A 23,885-nucleotide genomic window follows, 5' to 3' on the forward strand; every position below is an offset into this window, starting at 1 on the left:
AGTCTTAGTCTGAAGTCGTATGATCCAGATCAAGGCAATTCCTGTGTAATTATACCACAGAACTAAAGAGTGCCGCGCCGGTATTTTATCAGGAGACGCCATGTCGAGGCCGACAGACGAGACAAACTCCGGTCTGAGTGCGGCCGAGGCACAGGCGCGGCTGCAACGGGACGGGCCGAATGAACTGCCGCGTCAGGCCAGACGCACCCCTTTTCGGATCGCACTGGAGGTCATCCGCGAACCGATGCTGGCCTTGCTGATCGCTGGCGGTGTGATCTATCTCTTCCTTGGTGATCTGAGCGAAGCCATCATTCTGATGGTGCTCGCCCTCTTTTCGGTGGTGATCACCGTGGTGCAGGAGGCGCGCACCGAGCGAGTGCTTGAGGCGCTGCGCGATCTGACCAGTCCGCGTGCTCTGGTGATCCGTGATGGCGAGCGACTAAGGATCGCCGGCCGGGACGTGGTGGCCGGCGACCTGCTGGTACTCAACGAAGGCGACCGGGTGCCGGCCGATGGCCGCGTGGTCGAGTGCCAGAGCCTGCAAACCGACGAATCCCTGCTCACCGGCGAATCTGTGCCGGTAAGGAAGGTGGCCTCGGCCGCTGGGGGCGCCTTTGCGCCGCCGGGCGGTGATGACCTGCCCTATGTCTATTCCGGTTCGATGGTGGTGGGTGGCGCTGGTTTGGCCGAGGTGATCGCCACCGGGCCGCGCAGCCAGATCGGGCGCATCGGCCAGAGCCTGGGCGAACTCACGACGGAGCCACCCAGGCTGAAACGTGAAATGGGCCGGCTTGTGCGCATCTTCGCCATCGGTGGCGGCGCAATCAGCCTGGCGGTCATGATTCTTTACGGCCTGTTTCGCGGCACCTGGCTGGAGGCGCTGCTGGCGGGCATCGCCGTTGGCATGTCGATGCTGCCCGAAGAGTTTCCCGTTGTCGTCACCATCTTCATGGCGATGGGCGCCTGGCGGATTTCCCGCGCCCGGGTGCTGACTCGTCGGGCGGCGGCCATCGAGACATTGGGCGCGGCCACGGTCCTCTGCACGGACAAGACCGGCACCCTGACCGAGAACATCATGCGGGTGGCCGAACTGCGGCGGGCTGATGGCGCGATTTTCAATGCCTCTGAAGGGGCGCTGCCGCCGGCCTTTCACGATCTCGCGCATTTCAGCGTCCTGGCCAGCGCGCGTGAGCCGTTCGATCCGATGGAAAAGGCGCTGCATAAGTTTCGTCCGGGCGGTGGCGATGTACAACTGGTTCAGACTTTTGGCCTGCATCCGGATCTGCTGGCCATGACCAATGTCTGGCAGGCAGAGGAGGGCGAAGATCTGGTGGTCGCCGGCAAGGGCGCGCCCGAAGCAATCGCCGGACTTTGCCGGCTGGACAAAGACAACCATGCGCGGCTCTTGCGTGACGCCGACGCCATGGCGGCGGAAGGGCTACGCGTTCTGGGGGTAGCGCGGGCGGGCGCGGCGCGACCGTTACAGACTAAGGATCAGCGCGGCTTCGCGTTTGAATTTCTCGGCCTGGTAGGGCTGGCCGATACCCTGAGACCCTCTGTGCCGGCGGCCGTGGCGGAATGCCGGACGGCGGGTATCCGCGTGGTGATGATCACCGGTGATTATCCGGTGACGGCGCGGGCCATCGCGGCCCAGGCCGGGATCGATGCCACCGATGTGATGACCGGCGACGAACTGGCGGCGATGGGGGATGTCGATCTCAGCCGCCGGATCGAGCACACGACCGTTTTTGCCCGCATCATGCCGCAACAGAAACTGCGCATTGTGGAGGCGCTGAAGGCGCAGGGCGAGGTGGTGGCGATGACCGGCGATGGCGTCAATGATGCCCCCACGCTCAAGGCGGCGCATATCGGCATCGCCATGGGGCAGCGTGGTACGGATGTGGCGCGGGAAGCCGCGGCGATCGTACTGCTTGACGATGACTTCGGCTCGATCGTCAAGGCGATCCGGCTGGGACGGCGCATCTATGACAACCTGCACAAGGCGGTGACCTTTATCCTGGCGGTTCATGTGCCGATTGCCGGCCTGGCGCTGCTGCCGCTGATCTTTGGCCTCCCGATCCTGCTGGGGCCGGTGCATATCGCTTTTCTCGAAATGATCATCGATCCGGTCTGTACGCTCGTCTTCGAGGCGGAAACCGAGGAGGACGACGTCATGCGCCGCCCGCCGCGTGATCCGGAACGGCCGATGTTTTCCTTCGCCTTTATCAGCCGTGGCGTGATGCAGGGCGGGCTCGCCCTGGGTGTGGTCGTGCTTGTGCTGTTTTTTGCCTTGTGGGCCGGACTGCCGGTTGATGCGGTGAGGGCCGTGACCTTCGTGGCCCTGGTCGCGGTCATTCTCAGCCTGGTGCTGGTCAATCGCTCGCGTGCGGTCTCCATTCTGGCGGCGGTAAGCCGACCAAACCGGGCGCTGGTTCTTGTCTTCCTTGCCGTGGCGGTGATCCTGACCGTGGGCTTAAGCCTGCCGTTCGCCCGCCATCTCTTCAGTTTCGAAGCGCCGTCCTTGCCAATGATCGCCCTGGCCCTGTTCGCCGGACCCGTCATGCTCGTGGCGCTGGAGGGACTAAAATGGCTGACGGGGCAGTGGTATCCGCGGCGACACGCAAAACCTTAGCGCCGCGTACCGGCTTTTGCTTGAGATCCAGCAAGGCCTGATTGGCGTCTTCGAGGTCATAAACCTCGACCTGCGGGTGGAGATCCGCTTCGGCCGCCCATAGGAGACATTCGCGGACATCTTCGCGGGTGACATTGGACACGCTGCGGACCTGTTTCTCCAGCCACAGGTCACGGGCATAATCGAGTTCCAGCAACGCAGCCTTGTCAGCCTCTTCCTTGCGAATGGCGTTGATGACCAGCCGGCCGCCGGGTGCGAGATGGCGCAGCACGGAAACCGCCGGGCGCCAGGCCGGCGTCGTGTCGATGATGGCGTCCAGCGGATAAGGCGGCGTGTCATCGAAGCTGCCCGCCCAGTCGGCGCCGAGGTCTAGAGCAAAGGCGCGTTCTTCGGCGCTGCGGGCGAAGACGTAAAAGCGGCATGATGGCAGGCGCAGGCGAGCCAGTTGCAGGACCAGATGCGCCGAGGCGCCGAAACCGCTAAAACCGAGGGCCGGATCGGCCTGTTCGCCGTCGATCAGGCCTGTCAGGCGCAGAGCGCGAAAGCCGACCGCGCCGGCACAGAGCAGGGGCGCGGCTTCGACGTCGCTGAAGCCCTGCGGAATGGCATGAATGAATTGGGCGGAGACGACCATTTGTTCAGCATAGCCGCCATTGACGTCGCGGCCGGTGGCCTGGAAATTGGCGCAGAGGTTTTCTTCGCCTTTGACGCAATGGCGGCAGCGGCCGCACGCGTGGAATATCCACGCGACGCCGACCCGATCACCGATGGATAGCCCTTCAACTCCGTGACCGATGGCATCTATGCGCCCGATGACCTGATGCCCGGGAATGACCGGCAAGTGGGGTGGGGGCGTTCGGCCCTCGATCTCGTCCAGTTCGGTATGGCAGACTCCGCAGACGAGGACACGCAGACGGACCTCGCCGGGGGCTGGCACGGGCACGGGGACCTCCACGCGTTCAAGCGATCTGTCATGTAGAGGCCCTGTTCCTGATAGCTGCATGGCACGCATCTTTTCGGCTCCATTTGGCTTCAGGGTAGGCGGAAGGTGGCAGCAGGCATTTGATCGACGTCAAATCACTTATGTAAAGTGGCTGTTATGCTTTGGCGAACCTGAGAAAAAACTGGAGAGCCGCCATGAACCATGTACTGACAGTTGCGGCGTTGGCTGGTGTGCTGCTGGCATCACCGGCGTTGGCGGCTAAGCCAGTCAGCGCAAGCCGGGTGGCGCTGGGGGCACAAATCTACACGAGCAAATGCAGCTTGTGTCATGACAACAGCCAGCACATGATCAACGACATCGGCCCTGCCTTATTCGGTGTGGTGGGGCGTCGCGTCGGGTCTGTCGACGGATTTAACTATTCTCCCGCCCTGGTGAAAGCCTATGACGATGGGGATGTGTGGACCCCGTCTGCCCTTGATCGCTTCCTGACCAATCCGCATCATGTGCGTCCCGGTACAGGTATGCCTTTCATGATCAAAGGGACAAAGAACCGGGCAGGCGTCATCGCCTATCTCAAAACCCTACATGCGAAGCCTTGATCTCCGGCGAAGACAAAGCGGGTTCAAGCCTGTGTGCGCGAGTTATCTGGGTATGATAGAACAAAGCTCCGCCACGCGGCGCGACATCTGGACACCGCCTGGGCGGCAAGGCTTCTTAGCTGGCCTCAGTGTGCCAGGAAGACAGGCATGTCACTGTGCTTGAGAATGTGATTGGTCGCGCCACCCAGAATCATTTCTCCAATATGATTGTGACCGTATGCGCCCATGACCAGCCAGTCGGCGCCGAAGGCCGTTGCATCGCTCAGAATGGCCTCGCCGCTCGTACGCTCATACCGCTCGACGCGGTGAATGTGTGCTGTCAGCTCATGTAAATCGAGCCAGTGCGCCAGGCCACCCTCCGGTTCGAATTCAGTTCCTGCGTTTGTTGGGCGGACACAGATAATCTGGACCTGGTCAGCTTGGCGCAGCAATGGCAGGGCATGATAAAGCGCCCGCGCCGCTGGCAGGCTGCCATCCCAGGCGACGGCGACCTTACGCGTTAAACAGAGTGGGGTGGGGTGATCGTCGGCATGTGGAATAACGAGGACGGGGCGACCGGTGTCGAACAAGCCGCACATCACCGTTTCGAGATCGCCAGCGAATCTGGATGTTTCGCGTCCTATGACTATCAGATCGGCCAGTCGGCCGACGGGTGGAAGGCAGTGTCGGGTGCGGGCGGTAACAGGACAGAAGACGGCGATGGCCGCGCCGGTTGCGCCATCGAGGCAATCCTCGCGACTAAAGGCAATATTCCCCGCCTTGGCAGCCGCTATAACCCTTGTCTGGGCGATGTTTCGCTGCTCTTCATTGGCTTCGGCGATCGATTCCAGTCCCCCGGCATCGCCGGTGACGGCCTGCCCGTAAAGCGTCATGCCGTAGAGTTCCGGATAAACATCAGGCGGAATGGAAATGTGCAGAAACCGCGCTTCCGCCTTGAAATGGTCCGCCAGCGACAGGGCGGTGCAAAGGGCATTCTGCTCGAACAACGCGCCGCCATAGACGCAAAGAATCGATTTGATCGACATGGAAGACATTCCTTGGCCTGAATGGCTGATCAAAGCCTATATCTTTTGATGGCATGTCTGTTTGATCGCGGTCAAACTGTCCTGTCCATTTTGGCAGTATCCTGGGAAGCTATTGGCAAGGGCCATGCAGGGAGCTGTACTATGTCTATCAAGTCCATTCTGTGTGTGTTCAGTGGCGAGCGCTACGACCTCAATGCACTCAGCACCGCCTTCACCCTGGCTCGGGAAGGTCACGCCCGCCTGCGCATCCTGCATATTGCCGAGCCGCCGATACTGGCGGCGGAAACCCTCGGGATCGGGGGCTATGGGTTTGCTACCTATGGCGGTGCGACATCTGTCGATATCCTGGAGAAGGGCGCACGCGACCTGTACAGTTCAGCGATAGAGCTGTCGCGGGAATGGGCCGGGAAGAATGCGATGACCGTGATCCAGGAAGATGAGGGAGCGCATCCCGACGCCAGTCGCACCACGGTTGTTTTTCGTGCCCGCGTCGGTGCGCCTGCCGAATGCCTGAATGCCGAGGGACGTACGGTCGATCTGATCATCGCCGGCTTTGACAATAGCAGCGATGGTGATCAGGAGACGATCCGGGCGGCGCTCTACAAAACAGCACGGCCACTTCTTCTGTTGCCGCGGCTTCCCGGTGCTGTGTTGTCGGCTAGCGGATTTCCGCAGACCGTTGTCCTGGCATGGGACGGGAGTCTGTCGGCAGCAAGAGCCATGCGGGATGGACTGCCGTTTCTCTTACGGGCGAAGGACGTCTACGTGTTTATGGCAGAAGAAGATGGCGGCTATCCAGCCCAAAGCCACGAGGCCGATCTCACAAGTTACCTGGAAAGCCACGAAGTGTTCGCCAAATGTGTACATATCCCACGCGATGGTGAAGGGGTTGGTGCGCGGTTGCTTGAAAAGAGTAGCGGACTCGGGGCCGGGCTCCTGATCATGGGGGGCTATGGTCGGGGGCACTTGGAAGAAGCCGTTCTGGGCGGGGCGACGCGCCATGTCCTTCAACACTCTCATCTTCCCCTTTTGCTGTCACATTAAAGGATGGCAAATGAGTTCGGGAGGCATACCCGTGCTTCAATCCGCCTCAGCCATAGGCTGGTGACGAACGGCGATGTGTCGCGCGCAGCATATGGTTCCGTACGCTGTGTCATGACGATTATCGATGCGATCTACTGCCGACCACGCTTCGAATTAGCCAGGTTGTTTCATCCTCGCCGCGCGGATTTCTTCGATATTGTCTGTCGGCTTTGATCACGGTCAAACCCGGACATATAGCAACGATTTACAAAGCCTTTACGATAAACAGAGGAGGCCACTATGCCAGGCCAGACACCGAAGGATTTGATTTTCGAGCGTGAGGTCGGAGGGGATGGTTGCGAATTAACCGTCACTTGTCGGCCTGCGAACAGTGACGCACCGGCAGCCCAGCAGACAACGGAAAGGAAAGCCCGCAGACGCCCAAAGACCGACGATCGTTTGGAGCTGACCCCGGAGCAGAAATACATCTGTGATCACGCCACTGATTGACAAAATGTCTTGATGGAGAGGTTTACAATGACCCTTTGCTTTGTCCCCATTGAGGTACGCTCTCATAGTATCGCGGTGCAACGGTTGAAGCCGGACGCTCTTTCGATGAAGCCAGTACCGATATTCATCCAAACCACGAACCTGCGGCTGGAACTGGTCCATACGGGCCAGGGGGGCGATGCGATATTGCCAGATGCCTATCGTGCCGTGGACGGAAGGGCAGGCGACGACACGGGATGGATGTGGTCGGTGGCGACGGTCGAAGGAGAGTCTTTAGGCTTTATGGCCCTGAACGCGACGCCGTCGTCTCCTGATTTCGACTGCTATTTCGGTCCGCACCTGGCGCCGGCATGTCGACGGGACGTCGAATATGCACCGTATGTGCCTGAAGCGATTCAGGGCCTGCTCGACTGGCTGCGCGTGCATGATATTTGTTTTATCGTCCATGCGGATCATGGCGCTACAGACCAGCAACTCGCGACCTGGCTCGTTGCCGCTGGCTTTCTATACACGGGATGTCGGAGCCGGGACGGTCACCAGCAGATGATTTGTCTTTTATAACAGGCGGTATCTGCGGGCATCAGAGCCTCCTTTGTTTTTAAGGGTAGGCGACATGATCGCATGAGGCAGAAACAGGGGGTCTGACCGGGATCAAAACGCTTTCGTTTTACTATGGTGTTCGGAACGGTGTTAGCCGGTTGCGGTGTAGCCGTTGTCGACATGAATGACCTGTCCGTTGATGCCGGAGGCCTTCGGCGACACCATGAAGGCGGCGACATCGCCGATCTGTTGCAAGGTGATGGCCCGGTGCAGGGGCGTGCGGAACACGTCTTCCTGCATAATCTCATCAAACCGTCCGGGATGGGGAGAAACCCGACTTCGGACCGGACCGGGCGACAGGGCGTTGACGCGAATTTCGCACGTACCCAGTTCCCACGCAAGATAACGAACACTGGATTCCAGGGCCGCCTTGACAGGCCCCATCAGATTATAATGCGGCATGACTTTCTCAGCACCGTAGTAGCTCATGGTGAGGATCGACCCGCCCTTCGTCATCAACGGTTTTGCACGCTTCGCTAACCGAATGAGAGAGTGGCATGACACGTCCATAGCCGTGGCAAATCCGCTGGCAGAGGCATTGGTCAGTTCGCCAAGAAGGTCGGCCGCCGGGGCGTAGGCGATGGAGTGCAGCAGAAAATCCAGATGGCCGAATTCCACCGAGATCGCCGTGAAAACAGCATCCATCTGCTGAGTGTCGGTGACATCGAGCGGATAGAAACCTGTGATGCCAATCCGGGCGCCGAGGGCTTCAACCGCGCGCCGGGTCTCTTCCCCCTGATAGGTGAGGATCAATTGGGCGCCTTGGTCATGAAAAGCCTTTGCGCAGGCCCAGGCGATAGAGTCTTCGTTGGCAATGCCGATAACCAGACCCTTGGGGGCGTCAGTCATGAGACAGTCTCCTGATAGAAGGCCGCCATGATCTCAAGCGCCATTTGGCGCTCCTCATTGGCGGCGATGATGAGGGTTTCAAAAGTTGGCAGGCAAGCGAGATGGTGGAGGATCTTGTCACGTATCGGGGCGGCGTTTTCTCCGATGCCGCCGGTAAAGACTAGTCCGTCCATACCGCCCAGGCTGATGGCCATGGCGGCGATTTGCTGCGCGGTTTTCAGGGCAAAATAGTCGAGCGCGAAGGCGGCGCCGGGCAGGGGGCTTGCCAACAAGGTCTTGATGTCATTGCTGATACCGGACAGGCCCTTGAGGCCGGACTGGTTGTAAAGCACCTCTTCGACGTCTTCCGGCGTCATGTTCAGATTTCGTTGCATATAAAGCACGACGCCGGGATCGAGCGCGCCACAGCGCGTACCCATGGGCAGGCCATCAAGCGCTGTCAGGCCCATGGTAGTGTCGATGCTCTGGCCATTTTTCATCGCGCACAGGCTGGCCCCGTTACCCAGATGCGCGGCGACGACCCTCCCCCTGGAAAGGGCGGAATGGTCGCATTTCAGCCGGTGGGCAATCCAGGCATAGGAAAGACCGTGAAACCCGTAGCGTCTGATATCTTTGTTGCGCAAGTCGGCCGGCAGGGCAAACGCTCGGTGAAGCGGATCGATACGGGCGTGAAAGGCTGTGTCGAAACAGCCGAACTGGCGCAGTCGCGGCGCCTCCGCCCAAAGAGCCTCAATGGCCGACAGGTTGTGCGCCTGATGCTGGGGCACCAGACTGTTGAATTGGCGCAGTTCATCGACCGTTCGACGATCCAGTTCGGTCGCTCTGACGAAATCCGGCCCGCCATGCACGATCCGGTGAACGCAGGCGCGTAGCGTCCATTGTCCGGCATGGGTCTTCAGCCAGCCAAGGACATAGGCCAGGGCTTCGCCGGCGTCCGCTTGAAGCGGCAGAGCGGCCGTCCCGTCGCCGGTTCCATGTGCCTGAAAGACCGGCCGGCCACCGATATCGCTCACCTTGCCACCCGCGATGACGGGCAGGTCGGGCGTTAAACCGAACAGGCGGAATTTCAGGCTCGAAGAACCGGCATTGAGGACGAGCAGGGCGTCATTCATTTCAAGCGGCCTTTTTGACGGGCATCGACCAGATATTGCGCCACCACGCAGGACAGCCGACGCGTCCGCAGCGAGTCGGCCCGACTGGTCAGGATGATCGGCACCCGCGCGCCAAGCCCGATACCTGCGGCCTGCGCATGACCGAGGTAGATCAGCTCCTTGGCCAGGGCATTGCCGGCTTCAATATTGGGCACAACGATGATGTCGGCATCACCCGCAACCGGAGACACAAGCGCCTTATCGGCGGCGGCTTCGAGGCTGATGATATTGTCGAAGGCGAGGGGACCGTCAAGAATAGCCCCGGTGATCTGGCCGCGATCGGCCATCTTGCAAAGGGCGGCGGCGTCGATAGTCGAGGGTAAGGCGCTCATCACGGTTTCTACCGCCGACAGCAGCGCCACCTTTGGCAGGCGGTCGTTACCGAACAGGCTGTGCCACAGGCTGATGGCGTTACGGCAGATGTCGGCCTTTTCGTCGAGATTGGGCGCGATATTGACGGCTGCGTCCGTGATGATCAGAGGCTTATGATACATCGGGATATCAAGAATATAGGCGTGCGATACCCGCCTTTCGGTGCGCAGGCCAGAGGTCTTCGCCACGACCGCCGTCAGCAGTTCGTCACTATGCAAGGATCCCTTCATCAGGGCATCGACCTGACCACGGGCCGCCATCGCCACGCCGGCTTCCGCGGCCGCATGGCTGTGCTCCACATCGATCAGCGGCCAGCCGGATATATCGATGCGGGCGTCCTGTGCAATTTTTTGAATGCGCTCTTTCGGGCCAATCAGTATGGGCGCGATCAGCCCGGTGGCCTCGGCGTCTGCCGTGGCTTCCAGCGCGTGGGCGTCGACCGGATGGATGACGGCCACCGTGATACGTGGCAGCGCCTTTCCGCCTTCCAGAATGTGGCTGTAATGGTCGACGGGGGGAATGTTGACGTTCATGAAACTCTCGGCACTGGCGAACACGAATTGTGGAGGCGTCACCTGATTCTTGAGGGCGCCGGCTTGCTGCTAGGCCCGCTTATCGCCCCAGGTGAGCCGACATGCGCGATTCATCTCAAGAAAAATCGAGCACCATCCGGCCTTCAATCTTACCTGCCGTCAGGTCGGAGAAAATCGCGTTGATATCCTCCAGCGGTGCTTTCCTGATGTCCGCCTTGACCTTGCCGGCAGCGGCAAATGCCACCGCTTCATCGAGGTCACGACGCGTGCCAACGATCGAGCCGCGCACGGTAATACGCTTCAGAACCACATCGAAGATCGGTGTCGGGAAATTGCCAGGCGGCAGGCCAACCAGGCTGACTGTCCCCTTGCGACGCACCACGCTCAGCGCCTGTGAAAAGGCGGGCGGCGATACTGCCGTGACCAGCACGCCGTGCGCACCGCCACTGGTGGCCTTCAATATGTCGGCTACGGCTTCCGGTGACCGGCCATCCACGGCGATGTCGGCACCGACCGAACGCGCCAGGGCCAGCTTGTCGGCTGAAATATCGATGGCGGCGACATACAAACCCATAGCCTTGGCATACTGTATCGCCACATGGCCCAACCCGCCGACGCCCGAAATGGCGACCCATTCTCCGGGGCGGGCTTCGGTCTCTTTCAGGCCCTTGTAGGTGGTGACGCCGGCACACAATATCGGGGCAATTTCAGCGAACCCAACGCCTGAAGGCAGACGCGCCACGAAGGCGGCCGCAGCGATGACATATTCAGCGAAGCCGCCATTGCAACTGTATCCGGTGTTGTGTTGTTGCTCGCACAGGGTTTCCCAGCCGGTCTCGCAATATTCGCAATGTCCACAGGCATCATGCAGCCAGGCGACGCCGACGGCATCCCCTTCTTTCAACCCGGTCACGCCGGGGCCCATAGCGGCGATCACGCCCGCGACCTCATGGCCGGGAATGAAGGGGGGCTGCGGCTTTATCGGCCAGTCGCCGTTGGCGGCGTGCAGGTCGGTATGACAAACGCCGCAGGCGACCACCTTGACGAGCACTTCACCAAAGCCGGGCACAGGAATCGGCATGTCTTCTATAGCCAGGGCCATGCCGAATTTTCGAACCACGGCGGCTTTCATTGTCTTCGTCACAAAGACTCTCCTCGTTAATGGATGCGGAGACCTGCGGGCCCCATGATTGCCATCTTATGAGAGCCTGCACTGTCTTCGGCTTTGATCCTGATCAAATGAGCCGGACGATTGCAGTGCTATTTGACGATCAGGTTTAGCCGTGAGGCACTGAAAGCCAGCGATCACGGGCATACTGGTCCGCCCTAAAAGGATTACGTCATGTACGACAGCAAGAATGACACCCTGTTCCAGAAGGCAGTGGAGTTTGTCCGGACGAAGGGCGCTCTGCCGGCCCGATACGAGAACTTCATTGGCGGAGCTTGGATCGCGCCTGTCGATGGAGCTTATTTCACCGATCACAGCCCGATCAATGCCCAGCCTCTGGCCCAGTTTGCCCAGTCGACGGCACAGGACGTCGAGACGGCCCTGGACGCTGCCTACAGGGCGAAGGCGGCCTGGGCGAAGATATCCCCGGCCGAGCGCGCGAAAATGCTGAACAGGATCGCCGATCGTATGGAGGAAAATCTTGAACTCCTCGCCATCGCCGAAACCCTGGACAATGGCAAGCCCATACGCGAGACGCGTGGCGCGGATGTACCCCTGGCCATTGATCATTTTCGTTATTTTGCCGGCTGTATCCGGGCCGAGGAAGGCCGTATCTCGACGATCGACGATCAGACGATCGCCTATCATTTTCAGGAGCCTCTGGGTGTCGTCGGGCAGATCATACCGTGGAATTTCCCACTGCTGATGGCCGCATGGAAGCTGGCGCCCGCCCTTGCCGCAGGTAATTGCACGGTGATCAAGCCGGCTTCAAACACGCCGCTGTCGCTGCTCATTCTGGCGGGCCTGACCATCGATATCCTGCCGCCGGGGGTGCTGAACGTCGTGACCGGACCGGGGGGCACTGTCGGCAAGGCTATCGCCGCTAACCCGCGTATCTCGAAGGTTTCGTTCACCGGCGAGACAACGACCGGCCGTCAGATTATGCAGTACGCGTCAGAGCATCTCATTCCGCAGACCATGGAACTGGGTGGCAAGTCGCCGAACATTTTCATGGCGGATATCATGGACTCTGATGATGCGTTCTTCAACAAAGCGCTCGAAGGCTTCGCGCTCTTCGCTTTTAACAAGGGGGAGGTCTGCACCTGTCCGTCGCGCGCCCTGATCCAGGAGTCGATTTTCGACAAGTTTCTGGAGCGCGCCATCAAACGTGTCGAGAATATCAAGGTGGGCAATCCGCTTGATCCTGAAACCCAGATGGGCGCTCAGGCTTCGGAAGAGCAACTGCACAAGATTCTTGGTTACATAGACATCGGTAATCAGGAAGGCGCCACGTGCCTGACCGGCGGTATGGCCGCCAAACCGGGCGGTGATCTCGACAATGGCTATTTCGTTAAACCGACCGTCTTTGTCGGCGATAATTCAATGCGCATTTTCCAGGAAGAGATTTTCGGGCCGGTCCTTTCCGTCGCCCCCTTCAAGACCATCGAAGACGCCATCCGCATCGGCAACGACACGATCTACGGTCTCGGCGCCGGGGTCTGGTCACGCAACGGAAACGCCGCGTACAGGATCGGTCGTGAGATTGAGGCGGGCCGGGTGTGGACCAACTGTTATCACGTCTATCCGGCTCATGCGGCCTTCGGCGGGTATAAGGCTTCAGGTTTCGGCCGCGAAAATCACCGGATGATGCTGGAGCACTATCAACAAACCAAAAACCTGCTGGTCAGCTATGGCGAGGATGCCCAAGGCCTGTTTTAGCCGTCATATCCCTCCGATGCACTGGTCTCGCGATTGCCCCTTATTCAAAGCGGGGCCCTGCGCAAGGTGCCAATCTCAGCCAAGGCAAATCAGTATGAAAATCGTAGCGCTCTGCATGACTCTTGTCGGTACGCTCGTCGTTCATAATGCGTGCGCCGATACCGCAAAAGAGATTGCCACCGGCCGAAACCTCTTCAATCATGGATGCACGGCCTGTCACGACGATACCGGGTACATGGTCAAAGGCGATGGGCCGGCACTATTTGGCGTTGTGGGCAAGCCGGTAGGGGCGGTGGTCGGATTTAACTATTCTCCCGCGTTGCGGGCAGCCAACCATAATGGTGACATGTGGACTCCTGACCACCTTCAGGAGTTTCTCATTGACCCCGCCCGCATGTATCCAGGCACAACTATGCCATGGAGTTTCTCCGAGGCTAAGGATCGAAAGGCGATGATCTCTTATCTGAAATCATTGAAACCCCTTAAGCCTTAGGGGAGGGCGCAAGCATGCCGCCAGCGATTGCGCTTGTGTTTTCTGGTGGAAACGGCGAACGATCGTAAACGGCTGTTACGGACAAATGCCGCGATAACGCGGTATCTGGCCGACAAGGGAGCAGGGGCGGAAGCGGCTGTCGAGTTCCATCGAGAGCACCAGGTCCCAACCGTCCTTGCAGGCGCCGGTCGAACCCGGCAGGCAGAAGATGAACGTGTCTCCGGCCTGCCCCGCGAAGGCGCGTGACTGAAGCGTCGCCACGCCGACAGTTGCCAGACTGGCATGGTGAAACACTACGCCGAAGCCTTCCATTTCCCGGCGAAAGAGGGGGCGAATGGCTTCCGGGGTCACATCGCGCGGCGCGAAACCTGTGCCGCCGGTCGTCAGGACGACATCGACATTCTCATCGGCGATCCATTTACCGACCTGACTGCGAATAGCATCGACATCATCGGTTACGATGACACGTGCGATCAGCTTATGACCGGCTGCGAGAAGGCGATCCGCCAGCAACGCGCCCGAGGTGTCTGTTTCGATATTGCGGGTGTCTGAAATGGTCAGGACCGCAATGTTGAGCGGATAAAAAGGGAGGTCTGGATTGATGCCGGCCATTGCGACGCCTTACGCCGTTACAAGTGACATATCAGCAAACCGCGGGAACAGGATGTTGTTCTCTAGGTGCAGGTGAACGCGCAGATCCGTATCGAGCTTTTGGCAGGCCGCATAGAGGGCGCGCCAGGTCGTGCAGGCGCTGTTGGGTGGGATGAAATCCGTGGTCAGTTGCGCCAGGGTTTCGAGTTGGGCGCCGAGGTCTTCATGATCACTCATCATGCGGGCGACCGGATGGGTCAGATCATACTGGCCGCTCAGCATGGACGGGAACAGCATTTGTTCCTCGACAGCCTGATGTTCGTCCAGTTCATGCGCCATGATGGCCAGAAGATCGCCAAGCCCGTGGGGGCAGTCAGGGCTGTCGCGGTGAACGGCTTCGACGCGGCGCGCCATACGAATGGCTTCCGGAAATTCCGCGCGGTGCACATCGTGATAGCGTTCGACGATATAGAAAATAAGCGCTTCGGTCGCATCCGGCGCTTCGACTTCGCCTCCCTTGAGTGCCGACAGATCATTTAGCACGCTGTTCAGATCGACCCCGCGGGTTGCCGCCGCCTCGCTGAGGGGCACACCGCCCTTGCAGCAGAAATCGATTTTGTAGCGCCGGAAAACGGCCGTGGCGCCTGGCACCGTAACGGCGATGTCTTTAACGAGCGTGTCTTGCATGGTCATGTTGAAAACTCCTTCACTGAGACTTTCATACCGGCCGGAAGAGTCCGCGGCATTAAAGGCTGTCAATCGTCCGTCCAAGGCTTTTGGGTCATTCGCTTGATAAATTTTAACGGTGCGACAGACGTTCCGGCCTTGCTGTTGCCGCAGATAGTTTGAGAAATGGTCTCACTCAAAAACCATTTTGCTGGACGCTACCGAACGATCTTCGACGTCACGCTGCCTGGTTCTTGCAACCTGCTGTTTCGGTCAATCCTTATGCGCCCAAAGTTCCTCGGCTCTTTTCCTATGGTGTTGCCGTCTCCCCCGACCTGGCTGTTTCAGCCGGTGATGGCGCCACTGAGTGCAATGCTCACGGCATCGGTCCGGCGTCTGGCGACCGAACGTCCGGAGGTCTTTCGCAGACTGGGACGGTTTCAGCAGGCCGCCTTTCTGATTTGCCCAACGGACCTGCCCTTTGCGTTCAAATTGACACCATTGACGCAGCAAGGCGCCATTAAGGTCGTGGGGGCAGCGGATCGGGAGGCATATTCCGTCAGAATCAGCGGTACGTTTATGACCTTGCTCGGTCTGTTCGATGGAACGATCGACGCGGATTCGAGTTTCTTCGCCGGCCATATCAAGATGGATGGCGCCACAGACGCGGCATTGGCGCTTCACAACGCCCTGGAGGCGGCTGAACTGGGGCCCGGCGACATTTTGGGTCTGCCTTCTCCGTTGAAGCCTGTCTTCGATAAAATGTTCGCCGGATTGTATACCAGGGCGCGTCATGGCGTCGCCTAAACGGAAAAAGCTGGAGCTGGTATGTCCGGCGGGATCGGTGCCCATGATGCGGGCCGCCGTAGAGGGCGGGGCCGACAGCGTTTATTGCGGTCTGCAGGATGAAACCAATGCAAGAAACTTTCCCGGCTTAAATCTTGAAGCCGCCGATTTGCCGGCGGCCGTCAGGTGGACGCGTGAGAAGGGCGGTAAACTTCTGCTGGCGATCAATACCTTTGCGCGGGCGGGCAATACGGCCGCCTGGCAAAAAGCGGTGGACAGCGCCGCACGATCACGGGTCAACGCCATTATCGCCGCCGATCTCGGTGTTCTGGCCTATGCGCATTCGGTCTGGCCGGATTTGCGGCTTCATCTCTCTGTCCAGGCGGCGGCCGGCACGCCCCAGGCAATCGCCTTCTATGCACAGGCCTATGGTGTAAAACGTGTCGTCCTGCCTCGCGTGCTCAGTGTGGAAGAGATCGCGCGGCTCACCAAATCGGTCGATGTGGAGATCGAGGCCTTCGTTTATGGCGGGCTTTGCGTAATGGCGGAAGGCCGGTGCGCCCTGTCGTCATACGCGACACCCGGATCGCCAAATCTGACGGGTGTATGTTCGCCACCCGAGTCGGTGAGTTTTACCGAGGCTCACGGTACAATGACATCCCGGCTCGGAGAGTTTGCCATCGATCACCACGCCGCTAACGAACCCGCCGGATATCCGACCTTGTGCAAAGGGCGCTTCGTTCTCGACGAAAAGCCTTCGTATCTGTTTGAAGACCCGGTGAGCCTCAATGCCATGGATATGCTCGCCGGATTAAGACGCGCCGGGGTAACCGCGGTCAAGGTGGAGGGGCGGCAACGCGGCAAGGCATATGTGTCCCGCGTCGCCAGGGCGTTCAGGCTGGCCATCGATGCGCTTGAAGCGGGGGAGCCGACCGCGCCCTATGCGGACCTGCTTACGGATCTGGCCGAGGGGCGAAGAGAGACATCGGGGGCGTATAAAAAGTCATGGCGTTAGCGAATCTAAGCCTGGGTCCCTTGCTCTTCAACTGGTCGCCTGAAGTCACCGAGACCTTTTACGCGCGCATAGCAGATGACAGCCCGTTCGACCGCGTTTATCTGGGCGAGGTTGTATGCTCCAAACGGATACCGTTTCTCGGTCCCGTCCTGGCTCGCGCCGCCGAACGCCTGATCAATGCCGGAAAGAGTGTGGTCTTTTCCAGCCTGGCCTTGCCGGCGACTGAGCGGGAGCAGGCCATGTCGTCTGCGCTGGCCTGCGTCGAAGACGAAATCGAGGTCAATGACATGTCCGTCCTGCTTGGGCGCGACAATCGGCCGTTCGTCGCGGGGCCGTTCCTCAATGTTTATAACGAACTCGCCGCGAAGCAACTGGTAGGCATGGGATGTGTGCGTCTGTGCGCCAACATCGAGCTTTCGCTGGAAGCGATCAGCGCGATCCATAAGTCAGTTCCGACCTTGCCGATTGAAATCCATGCTTTTGGCCGGCTGCCATTGGCGCTTTCGGGGCGTTGCTACCACGCGCGCGCCCACAATCTGCATAAGGACGCCTGCCAGTTCGTCTGCGACCGTGATCCGGACGGGCGATCCGTCCGGACGGTCGAAGGCCAGGATTTTCTGGCCATCAATGGTATCCAGATCCTGTCGAATGGCGTCCATGTGCCTGGCGTTTCTATCGATAGGTTGACGGATGCCGGCGTGACGACCCTGAGACTAAGCCCGCACGCGGTGGATATGATCGCCGTGGCTCCGTTGTTCGAATCCTTTGCATCTAAGGCCATAGATGTTGGCGAGTTGAACGCCAGGCTCCGGGCGCTCTCGCTCCCCGGTCCGCTTGTGTCCGGTTATCTGCTCGGAGAACCTGGCAGTAAGGTCGCTGAAAGCGCGTGACGATCTGCCGCGTCGTATTTGCAAATAATAGGCATTATTATTTGGTCTCATTTTAGGAGTTTGCGTTATGGCGACAACGGCAGAACAAATGAGAGCCTTCAAAGGGGTCTCCATTCTGAGCGCCGGCTTCAGACCCTTCTATCTGTTTGCCTCGGTCTGGTCGGCGTTGATGGTGCCGCTGTGGATATGGATCTATTCGGGCGGAGACGCGGCGGGGATGCGAATAAATGTTTCCTGGCACGCCCATGAAATGTTGTTCGGCTATCTCGGCGGGATCATAGCCGGTTTCCTGCTGACCGCCGTGCCCAACTGGACCGGCCGGCTGCCGGTCACGGGCATTCCGCTCGCCATCCTTTTTGGCCTATGGGGTATTGGTCGTGTGGCAATGCTTTGCCCCGCCAGGGACAGCCTCGCAGGCGTGATTCTGGATAGCGCCTTTCTTTGTGTTTTCGCCGCCGTGATCTGGCGGGAAATACTGACCGGCAAAAATTGGCGCAATCTGCCCATAGCCGTCATGGTGACCCTTCTGGCCCTGGCCAACATTGGCTTTCATCTCGGGGAAACCCAGATGACGATCCGGTTGACCCTCGGAATTGTTCTGACGCTCATAGCGTTGATCGGCGGCCGCATTATTCCGAGCTTTACGACCAATTGGCTGAAAAAGGCCGGCCGGGTTATCATGCCGCCGTCTTTCAACCGCCTGGATCTGCTTGTCATCATTGTCACCGCAGTCGCATTGCTGGGCTGGGCCATGGTTCCCGTCTCGATGTGGAGCGGTGGAGGGCTTTTGGCGGCGGGCGGCCTGAATGGCTGGCGCCTCAGCCGGTGGCGGGGATTGGCGACGGGTAAGGAGCCCCTTCTGTGGATACTGCACGTGGGCTATGCGTGGCTGGTCATCGGCCTCGTTCTGCTTGGCATGGCATCGTTGGGGCAGGTCGTGAGTCCGCCAGGTGCGGTGCCGATGCAGGCTGGTCTTCATGCGCTGACGGCAGGCGCCATTGGCGTGATGACCCTGGCCGTGATGACGAGATCGACTCTCGGGCATACGGGACGGCCGCTGACTGCCGACCGGGGAACGCTCATTATTTACATTCTGGTCAATGCGGCGGCCGTAGTGAGGGTCGGCGCCGCTCTCATGCCTCAGGCATATATGTCCGGCCTGATCATATCAGCCGCGCTTTGGATGATGGCGTTTGCAGGCTTCATACGGGTCTATGGACCAAAGCTCGTCACGGCCCGTCTGCGCGCGTGAGGCGCTGAACGTAATTGATGAATGTCAAGCAAACGCGACGGACCTGTCAATAGAGTTTGGAAGCACCGGATGTAGAGTCGTCATTATTGGAGCCGCGGCAAATGACGTTTTCCCCCTTCGCCACACGCTGCGGCAGATAACGGACAGTCGACGGAATGTGCCGGTCAGAGCGGCGGGGTGACCCGCCGCTTTTCATCTTATGAGGACGTTCTAATGGCCTTCGAGGCTCGCAACCTTTCCGATGGATTCGGCCGGCGCTTTTCCTATGTCCGGCTGTCGGTGACCGAGGTGTGCAATTTTCGTTGTACCTATTGTTTACCCGACGGCTGGAAGAAAACCGGTCCGCTCAGTTTCCTGACCCCGTCTGAAATCGCCAATCTGGCGTCCGCATTTGCGGAGGTCGGCGTCTCCAAAATCCGCCTGACGGGCGGGGAGCCGAGCGTCAGGGTCGATCTGATCGACGTAATCGCGAATTTGTCCGCGGTCGACGGCATCACCAAAATCGCCATGACCACCAATGGCTGGAACCTGGATCGTCGCGTGCGCCAGTGGCGAAATGCCGGATTGAGCCACCTCAATGTCAGCGTCGACTCGCTCGACCGGGACACGTTTCATCGGATCACCGGTCACGACAAGTTGCCGGCGGTCATGGCCGGAATCGACGAGGCGCTCAGCCTGGATTTCAGGTCGGTAAAGCTCAACGCGGTTCTGCTTAAGAACACAGGTGAGGCCGGCTTCGATGCCTGGGCAGAATTCGTTCGCCAGCGCCCCATCGCCGTGCGGTTCATCGAACTGATGCGGACTGGCGACAATGCGGACTATTTCGCCGCCAATTACATCAAGGGCAGCGTGGTGACGGGCTGGCTCACGCAAAGAGGTTGGCGGTTGCAGCCAAAACTGCCGGACGGCGGACCTGCCGCCGAATATGCCCACCCTGATTATGCCGGCCGGATTGGTCTTATTGCCCCCTATGCCGCCGGCTTCTGCGACGGCTGCAATCGGCTGCGGGTAACGTCCCGTGGCAAGCTGCGCCTGTGTCTCTTCGGCGAAGGTGGCTGCGATTTGCGTGACCTGTTGCAAAATGCCGAAGATAAGAGCGCGCTTATACATCGTATTTCCGCCGCTCTTGCCGGTAAGCCGGCCGGGCACCGTCTGCACGAAAACCTGCCAGGAGACCTTAAGCATCTGGCCGAATTGGGGGGTTAGCCCCTTTCGGCGCTGCAGGATCGTTCTGATGGCGGCCACATTTCCTTGGCGGCCTTGCCTGTCGTGCCTTTGCCTGGCGGCATATGGTTGTCTATCAACGGACTTGGCGCAGCCAGACGCCTCAGCGGCACAGGCCTGGCGATCTTGACTTCCGAGCCTTGCACCTCAACGCCGTAGTCAGACAAGGTGGCAAAGGCCCGGGACAGGTTTTCGGCCGTCATTCCCAGCAGCGAGGCGAGGGTCCGTTTTTCATAGGGCAGCGTGACCGTTTCAATGCCGCCCTGGCGGACCTGAAGGGTCAACAGATAGTTGGCAAGCCGCTCGGCGCCGCCGCGCAGCTTCTGGTTCTTGATCGAACGGACCAGGCCCCGGTAGCAGCCGGAGACTTCCTGAGCAACCGCCACGGCAAAACCGGGATCTTCATTCATCGTGCGCCGAAGGGATTCAGCGGACAGCATCAGAATCTGGGATTTCTCCAAGGTGCGGGCTGACATCAGGGCGTTGGCGTCAAGTACCACGGCGGCGAGAATGAAAGTTGAGATGGGCCTGAGAATCGCAAGCGTGCTTTCCTTATCCTTCCAGGTCCCCTGCAACTCAACGGCGCCTTCCATCAAAATATAGAGGAAGTCGACCGGGTCGCCTTCGTACATAAGTGTGGCGTTGGCGGGAAAGTTTTGCAGAAAGGCGCCTCCGGTGGCATCCACAAACCGGGCGTCACTCATTCCCGCGAACAATTGCAGATTGCGAATCTTATTTAGATCGACATCTCTCATGGGGAAACTCAACTCTTTTCCAGTGACGCAATAATTCAGCATTGCTGCCCAAATTGATAAATGTCAAGCGACTTTCACAAGCACTTTCCGGGCAAATTTTGAGATTTTAAATAGTTGTCCAAGGCGTAATGCTGGTTGATATGTGTCAAGTCGGGAGCACACACTTGACAAGTGTGTTGATGAAATTGATCAATATGCTCATTTCCTCCAGTTAATTTTAGTATTCGTATGACGGACATGGACCGATAGATTGACATCTATCAAGTGTACTCTCGTGCATGTGCCGTATTTCTGCCTGAACACGCCATATGGGCCTGCATCACTTAGGTAGAAATGACAATGGTCGCCGCTTCTGAAAAACCCGCACCTGGCGCATTTGCCGCACTCTGGGTCAGCACCATTTCTTTCACGGCATGTTTCGCCGTCTGGACGATCTTTGCCATCATCGGCATTCAGATCAAAAAGGACCTGCATCTCAATGATGCCGAGTTTGGTCTCCTGGTCGGCACACCCATCCTTACAGGTTCGCTCGTCCGGCTCTTTCTGGGCGTCTGGACCGATCAGTTCGGGGGTCGGGTCGTCAATCTGGTCGTGATGCTGGCGGCCGCGGCCTCAACCTGGTTACTGTCCTACGCCCACACCTATCCGCAGTTTCTGCTGGCCGCGCTCGGCGTCGGGATTTCCGGCGGCTCCTTCGCCGTCGGCATCGCCTACGTCTCAAGATTTTATCCCAAGAACAGGCAAGGGACGGTTTTGGGCATCTTCGGCGCCGGCAATATCGGCTCCGCCTTTACCAAGATTGTCGCCCCTGTCGTCATGGTCGCCCTGGGATGGACGGGCGTCGCGCAGGTCTGGGCCGCGGGCCTGTGCGTCATGGCGCTGTTTTTCTTCTTCACCACCAGGGACGATCCGGATCTGGTCGCGCGGCGCAGCGCCGGCGTCAGACCGGCGCCTATGCTCGCCCAATTCGCGCCGCTGAAAAACCTGCAGGTCTGGCGTTTCGCACTCTACTATTTCTTCGTTTTCGGCGGCTTCGTTTCCCTGGCCCTGTGGTTGCCGCACTATCTTGTTGGCGTCTACGGCCTCGATGTCCGTACCGCAGGCCTGTTCGCCGCCGCCTATTCCATTCCGGCGTCCCTGTTTCGCGCGGTCGGTGGATGGCTGTCCGACAAGATTGGCGCCCGCAAGGTCATGTATATGACCTTCGGCGTGGCTTTGATCTGCACGTTTCTCCTTGCCTATCCCTCGGCCAGTTACATCGTCGATGGCGTCAAGGGGCCGATTACCTTCCGCATTGCGACCAGCCTCGTGCCGTTCACGGTCATCATCTTTGTGCTCGGCTTTTTCATGAGCCTGGGTAAGGCCGCCGTCTATAAGCACATTCCCGTCTATTATCCCGACCGTATCGGTGCCGTTGGCGGTGTCGTTGGCATGGTCGGCGGTCTTGGCGGTTTCCTGCTGCCGATCGCTTTCGGCTTTCTCAACGACATCACCGGCATCTGGACCAGTTGCTTCATGCTGCTTTTCCTCCTCGTGGGCACGGCTCTGTTGTGGATGCACTTCGCCATCCGCCGCATGGAGCAGGCCCGCTTCCCCGGCATGTCCTCTCTTCCCGAATTACCTGAACTGGTTGGCATGGGCCAAGCGCCGGCAACCAAGTCTTAAGGAGACCTCCTCATGGCAAACCCTCTGCTCACCGACTGGAAACCCGAAGACCCGGATTATTGGGCCGGGAAGGGACGCGGCATCGCCACGCGCAACCTGTGGATTTCGGTTCCCAATCTCTTGCTCGCCTTTGCCATCTGGATGGTGTGGTCGGTGGTGGTGGCGAAGCTGAAACTCATAGGCTTCAAGTTTACGACCGACCAGTTGTTCTGGCTGACGGCGTTGCCGGCCTTGTCGGGCGCTACCTTACGCATCTTCTACAGCTTCATGGTGCCGATTCTGGGCGGCCGTCTCTGGACGGTCCTGACCACCCTTTCCCTCGCTATCCCGGCGATCGGTATCGGGATAGCCGTTCAACACCCTGAAACGCCCTATCTGGCTTTCGTCATCCTTGCCCTGCTGTGCGGGCTTGGCGGCGGCAATTTCGCCTCATCGATGAGCAATATCGGTTTCTTCTATCCGAAGTCGCAGAAGGGAAACGCGCTCGCTATCAATGCCGGGTTCGGCAATCTCGGCGTCAGCGTGATGCAATTCCTGGTGCCGGTCGTTATCGCCAGTAGCCTGTTCGCACCGGTGTTCGGCGCGGGTCAGGTTACACATGACAAGGGCATAGAGGGCCACCTCTACTTGCAAAATGCCGGCTTTATCTGGGTGCCGTTCATTATCGCCGCCGCTGTTGTGGCCTGGTTCGGCATGAACGATATCTCCACCGCCAAGGCGTCATTCAAGGCGCAGTCGGTCGTATTCCGCCGCAAGCACAATTGGCTGATGTGCTGGCTGTATCTGGGCACTTTCGGCTCGTTCATCGGCTTTTCCGCCGCTTTTCCCTTACTGTCGAGGACTCTGTTCCCTGATGTCCTGGTCCTGAAGATCGCCTTCCTTGGACCATTGGTCGGTGCCGTTTCCCGCGCCCTGACCGGTTGGATTTCCGACAAATGGGGTGGCCAGAACGTCACGCAAATTACCTTCTGTGCGCTGATCTTCGGTGTTCTGGGCGTCCTTTACGGTGTCGGCGCATTCGGGAGCGCCGCGTCCTTCCCGACCTTCTTCAGTGCCTTCATGTGGTTGTTCTTCTGGACCGGTGTCGGCAATGCTTCGACGTTCCAGATGATCCCCTCTATCGTCCGCGCCGACATGCCACGGCTTCTTCCCAAGGCAGGCCCGGCCGAACGTCTGAAGGCGTCGGAAATGGAAAGCGCCGGGATCGTCGGCTTTACATCCGCCTTCGGCGCTTTTGGGGGCGTGTTCATTCCCATGGCGTTCGGGCAGTCGCTGAAAGACACCGGCAACGCCAATACGGCCCTGATCCTGTTCCTCCTGTTCTACGTCACCTGCGCCGTCCTGAACTGGGCTGTCTACGCCCGCAAAGGCTCCATCCTGAATGGCGCTAAGTCTCCCACCACTCTTAAAGCGGCCGAATAATC

22 protein-coding genes are annotated in these 23,885 nt (G+C 59.3%); 13 read left to right on the forward strand and 9 right to left on the reverse strand.

Features of this window, described 5'->3' with window-relative positions; all coding sequences use genetic code 11:
• The first annotated feature begins 100 nt into the window (after positions 1 to 100).
• Positions 101 to 2,632: a cation-translocating P-type ATPase gene (locus tag VL130_RS17175; protein WP_325364786.1), complete on the forward strand. Its 2,532-nt coding sequence runs from the start codon at positions 101 to 103 to the stop codon at positions 2,630 to 2,632.
• Here the strand turns inward: VL130_RS17175 and VL130_RS17180 are convergent.
• On the reverse strand, positions 2,559 to 3,575 hold the full coding sequence (locus VL130_RS17180; protein ID WP_325364788.1) for an alcohol dehydrogenase catalytic domain-containing protein: 1,017 nt from the start codon (positions 3,573 to 3,575) through the stop codon (positions 2,559 to 2,561). The genes VL130_RS17175 and VL130_RS17180 overlap by 74 nt on opposite strands.
• A 194-nt stretch (positions 3,576 to 3,769) precedes the next feature.
• Between VL130_RS17180 and VL130_RS17185 the strand changes: the two genes are divergently transcribed.
• Positions 3,770 to 4,174, forward strand: coding sequence for a cytochrome c family protein (locus VL130_RS17185; RefSeq protein ID WP_325364790.1), 405 nt, complete (start codon positions 3,770 to 3,772; stop codon positions 4,172 to 4,174).
• 125 nt (positions 4,175 to 4,299) lie between these two features.
• Here VL130_RS17185 and VL130_RS17190 read toward each other — a convergent pair whose 3' ends face one another.
• A complete protein-coding gene (locus VL130_RS17190; protein ID WP_325364792.1) occupies positions 4,300 to 5,199 on the reverse strand; it encodes a universal stress protein in 900 nt (299 codons plus the stop codon).
• A gap of 141 nt (positions 5,200 to 5,340) precedes the next feature.
• Between VL130_RS17190 and VL130_RS17195 the strand changes: the two genes are divergently transcribed.
• Both VL130_RS17195 and VL130_RS17200 read left to right on the forward strand, forming a co-directional pair.
• Entirely contained in the window at positions 5,341 to 6,243 is a 903-nt protein-coding gene (locus VL130_RS17195) for a universal stress protein (RefSeq protein ID WP_325364794.1), read from the forward strand.
• Positions 6,244 to 6,816: 573 nt separating this feature from the next.
• Positions 6,817 to 7,293, forward strand: coding sequence for a hypothetical protein (locus VL130_RS17200; protein WP_325364796.1), 477 nt, complete (start codon positions 6,817 to 6,819; stop codon positions 7,291 to 7,293).
• A 129-nt stretch (positions 7,294 to 7,422) separates the two neighbouring features.
• Here the strand turns inward: VL130_RS17200 and fabI are convergent, their stop codons facing one another.
• From fabI to adhP, 4 genes are all read right to left on the reverse strand, one after another.
• On the reverse strand, positions 7,423 to 8,181 hold the full coding sequence (fabI, locus tag VL130_RS17205; RefSeq protein ID WP_325364798.1) for an enoyl-ACP reductase FabI: 759 nt from the start codon (positions 8,179 to 8,181) through the stop codon (positions 7,423 to 7,425).
• Positions 8,178 to 9,293: an acetate kinase gene (locus VL130_RS17210; protein WP_325364800.1), complete on the reverse strand. Its 1,116-nt coding sequence runs from the start codon at positions 9,291 to 9,293 to the stop codon at positions 8,178 to 8,180. Before VL130_RS17210 ends, fabI begins: the two co-directional genes overlap by 4 nt.
• Positions 9,290 to 10,279 (reverse strand): bifunctional enoyl-CoA hydratase/phosphate acetyltransferase, encoded by a 990-nt coding sequence (locus VL130_RS17215; RefSeq protein ID WP_325364802.1) that lies wholly within the window; start codon positions 10,277 to 10,279, stop codon positions 9,290 to 9,292. Before VL130_RS17215 ends, VL130_RS17210 begins: the two co-directional genes overlap by 4 nt.
• A gap of 73 nt (positions 10,280 to 10,352) precedes the next feature.
• Complete coding sequence (gene adhP, locus VL130_RS17220; protein ID WP_325364804.1) at positions 10,353 to 11,381, reverse strand: alcohol dehydrogenase AdhP; 1,029 nt, start codon at positions 11,379 to 11,381, stop codon at positions 10,353 to 10,355.
• Between the two features lie 198 nt (positions 11,382 to 11,579).
• On the opposite strand from adhP, the gene VL130_RS17225 reads away from it, so the two are divergent.
• Entirely contained in the window at positions 11,580 to 13,124 is a 1,545-nt protein-coding gene (locus tag VL130_RS17225; protein WP_325364806.1) for an aldehyde dehydrogenase family protein, read from the forward strand.
• Positions 13,125 to 13,218: 94 nt separating this feature from the next.
• Positions 13,219 to 13,617 (forward strand): c-type cytochrome, encoded by a 399-nt coding sequence (locus VL130_RS17230; RefSeq protein ID WP_325364808.1) that lies wholly within the window; start codon positions 13,219 to 13,221, stop codon positions 13,615 to 13,617.
• Positions 13,618 to 13,692: 75 nt separating this feature from the next.
• On the opposite strand, the gene moaB is transcribed toward VL130_RS17230, so the two are convergent.
• Entirely contained in the window at positions 13,693 to 14,229 is a 537-nt protein-coding gene (gene moaB, locus VL130_RS17235) for a molybdenum cofactor biosynthesis protein B (protein ID WP_325364810.1), read from the reverse strand.
• A gap of 9 nt (positions 14,230 to 14,238) precedes the next feature.
• Positions 14,239 to 14,901, reverse strand: a complete 663-nt coding sequence (locus tag VL130_RS17240) for a DUF542 domain-containing protein (RefSeq protein ID WP_325364812.1) — start codon at positions 14,899 to 14,901, stop codon at positions 14,239 to 14,241.
• 159 nt (positions 14,902 to 15,060) lie between these two features.
• On the opposite strand from VL130_RS17240, the gene VL130_RS17245 reads away from it, so the two are divergent.
• The 5 genes from VL130_RS17245 (at position 15,061) to moaA (ending at position 20,023) form a co-directional block, all read left to right on the forward strand.
• Positions 15,061 to 15,681, forward strand: a complete 621-nt coding sequence (locus VL130_RS17245; RefSeq protein WP_325364814.1) for an SCP2 sterol-binding domain-containing protein — start codon at positions 15,061 to 15,063, stop codon at positions 15,679 to 15,681.
• A gap of 43 nt (positions 15,682 to 15,724) precedes the next feature.
• Entirely contained in the window at positions 15,725 to 16,675 is a 951-nt protein-coding gene (ubiU, locus tag VL130_RS17250; RefSeq protein ID WP_325364816.1) for a ubiquinone anaerobic biosynthesis protein UbiU, read from the forward strand.
• A complete protein-coding gene (ubiV, locus tag VL130_RS17255) occupies positions 16,666 to 17,565 on the forward strand; it encodes a ubiquinone anaerobic biosynthesis protein UbiV (protein WP_325364818.1) in 900 nt (299 codons plus the stop codon). Before ubiU ends, ubiV begins: the two co-directional genes overlap by 10 nt.
• 67 nt (positions 17,566 to 17,632) lie before the next feature.
• Positions 17,633 to 18,817, forward strand: coding sequence for an NnrS family protein (locus tag VL130_RS17260; RefSeq protein WP_325364820.1), 1,185 nt, complete (start codon positions 17,633 to 17,635; stop codon positions 18,815 to 18,817).
• 213 nt (positions 18,818 to 19,030) lie between these two features.
• A complete protein-coding gene (gene moaA, locus VL130_RS17265) occupies positions 19,031 to 20,023 on the forward strand; it encodes a GTP 3',8-cyclase MoaA (RefSeq protein ID WP_325364822.1) in 993 nt (330 codons plus the stop codon).
• Here the strand turns inward: moaA and VL130_RS17270 are convergent.
• Positions 20,020 to 20,796: a cyclic nucleotide-binding domain-containing protein gene (locus VL130_RS17270; protein WP_325364824.1), complete on the reverse strand. Its 777-nt coding sequence runs from the start codon at positions 20,794 to 20,796 to the stop codon at positions 20,020 to 20,022. The two genes, moaA and VL130_RS17270, sit on opposite strands and share 4 nt — an antisense overlap.
• A gap of 339 nt (positions 20,797 to 21,135) precedes the next feature.
• Here VL130_RS17270 and VL130_RS17275 point away from each other — a divergent pair, with 339 nt between their 5' ends.
• Both VL130_RS17275 and VL130_RS17280 read left to right on the forward strand, forming a co-directional pair.
• Positions 21,136 to 22,461: a nitrate/nitrite transporter gene (locus VL130_RS17275; protein ID WP_325364826.1), complete on the forward strand. Its 1,326-nt coding sequence runs from the start codon at positions 21,136 to 21,138 to the stop codon at positions 22,459 to 22,461.
• Positions 22,462 to 22,473: 12 nt separating this feature from the next.
• Positions 22,474 to 23,883, forward strand: a complete 1,410-nt coding sequence (locus VL130_RS17280) for a NarK family nitrate/nitrite MFS transporter (RefSeq protein ID WP_325364828.1) — start codon at positions 22,474 to 22,476, stop codon at positions 23,881 to 23,883.
• The last annotated feature ends 2 nt before the right edge of the window (positions 23,884 to 23,885 follow it).

The organism is Asticcacaulis sp., assembly GCF_035497195.1.
In the GTDB taxonomy this organism is placed as follows: domain Bacteria; phylum Pseudomonadota; class Alphaproteobacteria; order Caulobacterales; family Caulobacteraceae; genus Asticcacaulis.

Bases quoted from the DNA above. Each gene is read 5' to 3' on its own strand.
- VL130_RS17175 (WP_325364786.1), top strand. From the start codon at position 101: ATGTCGAGGCCGACAGACGAGACAAACTCCGGTCTGAGTGCGGCCGAG.
- VL130_RS17230 (WP_325364808.1), top strand. From the start codon at position 13,219: ATGAAAATCGTAGCGCTCTGCATGACTCTTGTCGGTACGCTCGTCGTT.
- VL130_RS17210 (WP_325364800.1), bottom strand. From the start codon at position 9,293: ATGAATGACGCCCTGCTCGTCCTCAATGCCGGTTCTTCGAGCCTGAAA.
- VL130_RS17240 (WP_325364812.1), bottom strand. From the start codon at position 14,901: ATGACCATGCAAGACACGCTCGTTAAAGACATCGCCGTTACGGTGCCA.
- VL130_RS17190 (WP_325364792.1), bottom strand. From the start codon at position 5,199: ATGTCGATCAAATCGATTCTTTGCGTCTATGGCGGCGCGTTGTTCGAG.
- VL130_RS17245 (WP_325364814.1), top strand. From the start codon at position 15,061: ATGGTCTCACTCAAAAACCATTTTGCTGGACGCTACCGAACGATCTTC.
- VL130_RS17270 (WP_325364824.1), bottom strand. From the start codon at position 20,796: ATGAGAGATGTCGATCTAAATAAGATTCGCAATCTGCAATTGTTCGCG.
- VL130_RS17195 (WP_325364794.1), top strand. From the start codon at position 5,341: ATGTCTATCAAGTCCATTCTGTGTGTGTTCAGTGGCGAGCGCTACGAC.
- VL130_RS17275 (WP_325364826.1), top strand. From the start codon at position 21,136: ATGGTCGCCGCTTCTGAAAAACCCGCACCTGGCGCATTTGCCGCACTC.
- ubiV (WP_325364818.1), top strand. From the start codon at position 16,666: ATGGCGTTAGCGAATCTAAGCCTGGGTCCCTTGCTCTTCAACTGGTCG.
- moaB (WP_325364810.1), bottom strand. From the start codon at position 14,229: ATGGCCGGCATCAATCCAGACCTCCCTTTTTATCCGCTCAACATTGCG.
- VL130_RS17225 (WP_325364806.1), top strand. From the start codon at position 11,580: ATGTACGACAGCAAGAATGACACCCTGTTCCAGAAGGCAGTGGAGTTT.
- VL130_RS17260 (WP_325364820.1), top strand. From the start codon at position 17,633: ATGGCGACAACGGCAGAACAAATGAGAGCCTTCAAAGGGGTCTCCATT.
- VL130_RS17280 (WP_325364828.1), top strand. From the start codon at position 22,474: ATGGCAAACCCTCTGCTCACCGACTGGAAACCCGAAGACCCGGATTAT.
- VL130_RS17185 (WP_325364790.1), top strand. From the start codon at position 3,770: ATGAACCATGTACTGACAGTTGCGGCGTTGGCTGGTGTGCTGCTGGCA.
- ubiU (WP_325364816.1), top strand. From the start codon at position 15,725: ATGATGCGGGCCGCCGTAGAGGGCGGGGCCGACAGCGTTTATTGCGGT.
- moaA (WP_325364822.1), top strand. From the start codon at position 19,031: ATGGCCTTCGAGGCTCGCAACCTTTCCGATGGATTCGGCCGGCGCTTT.
- fabI (WP_325364798.1), bottom strand. From the start codon at position 8,181: ATGACTGACGCCCCCAAGGGTCTGGTTATCGGCATTGCCAACGAAGAC.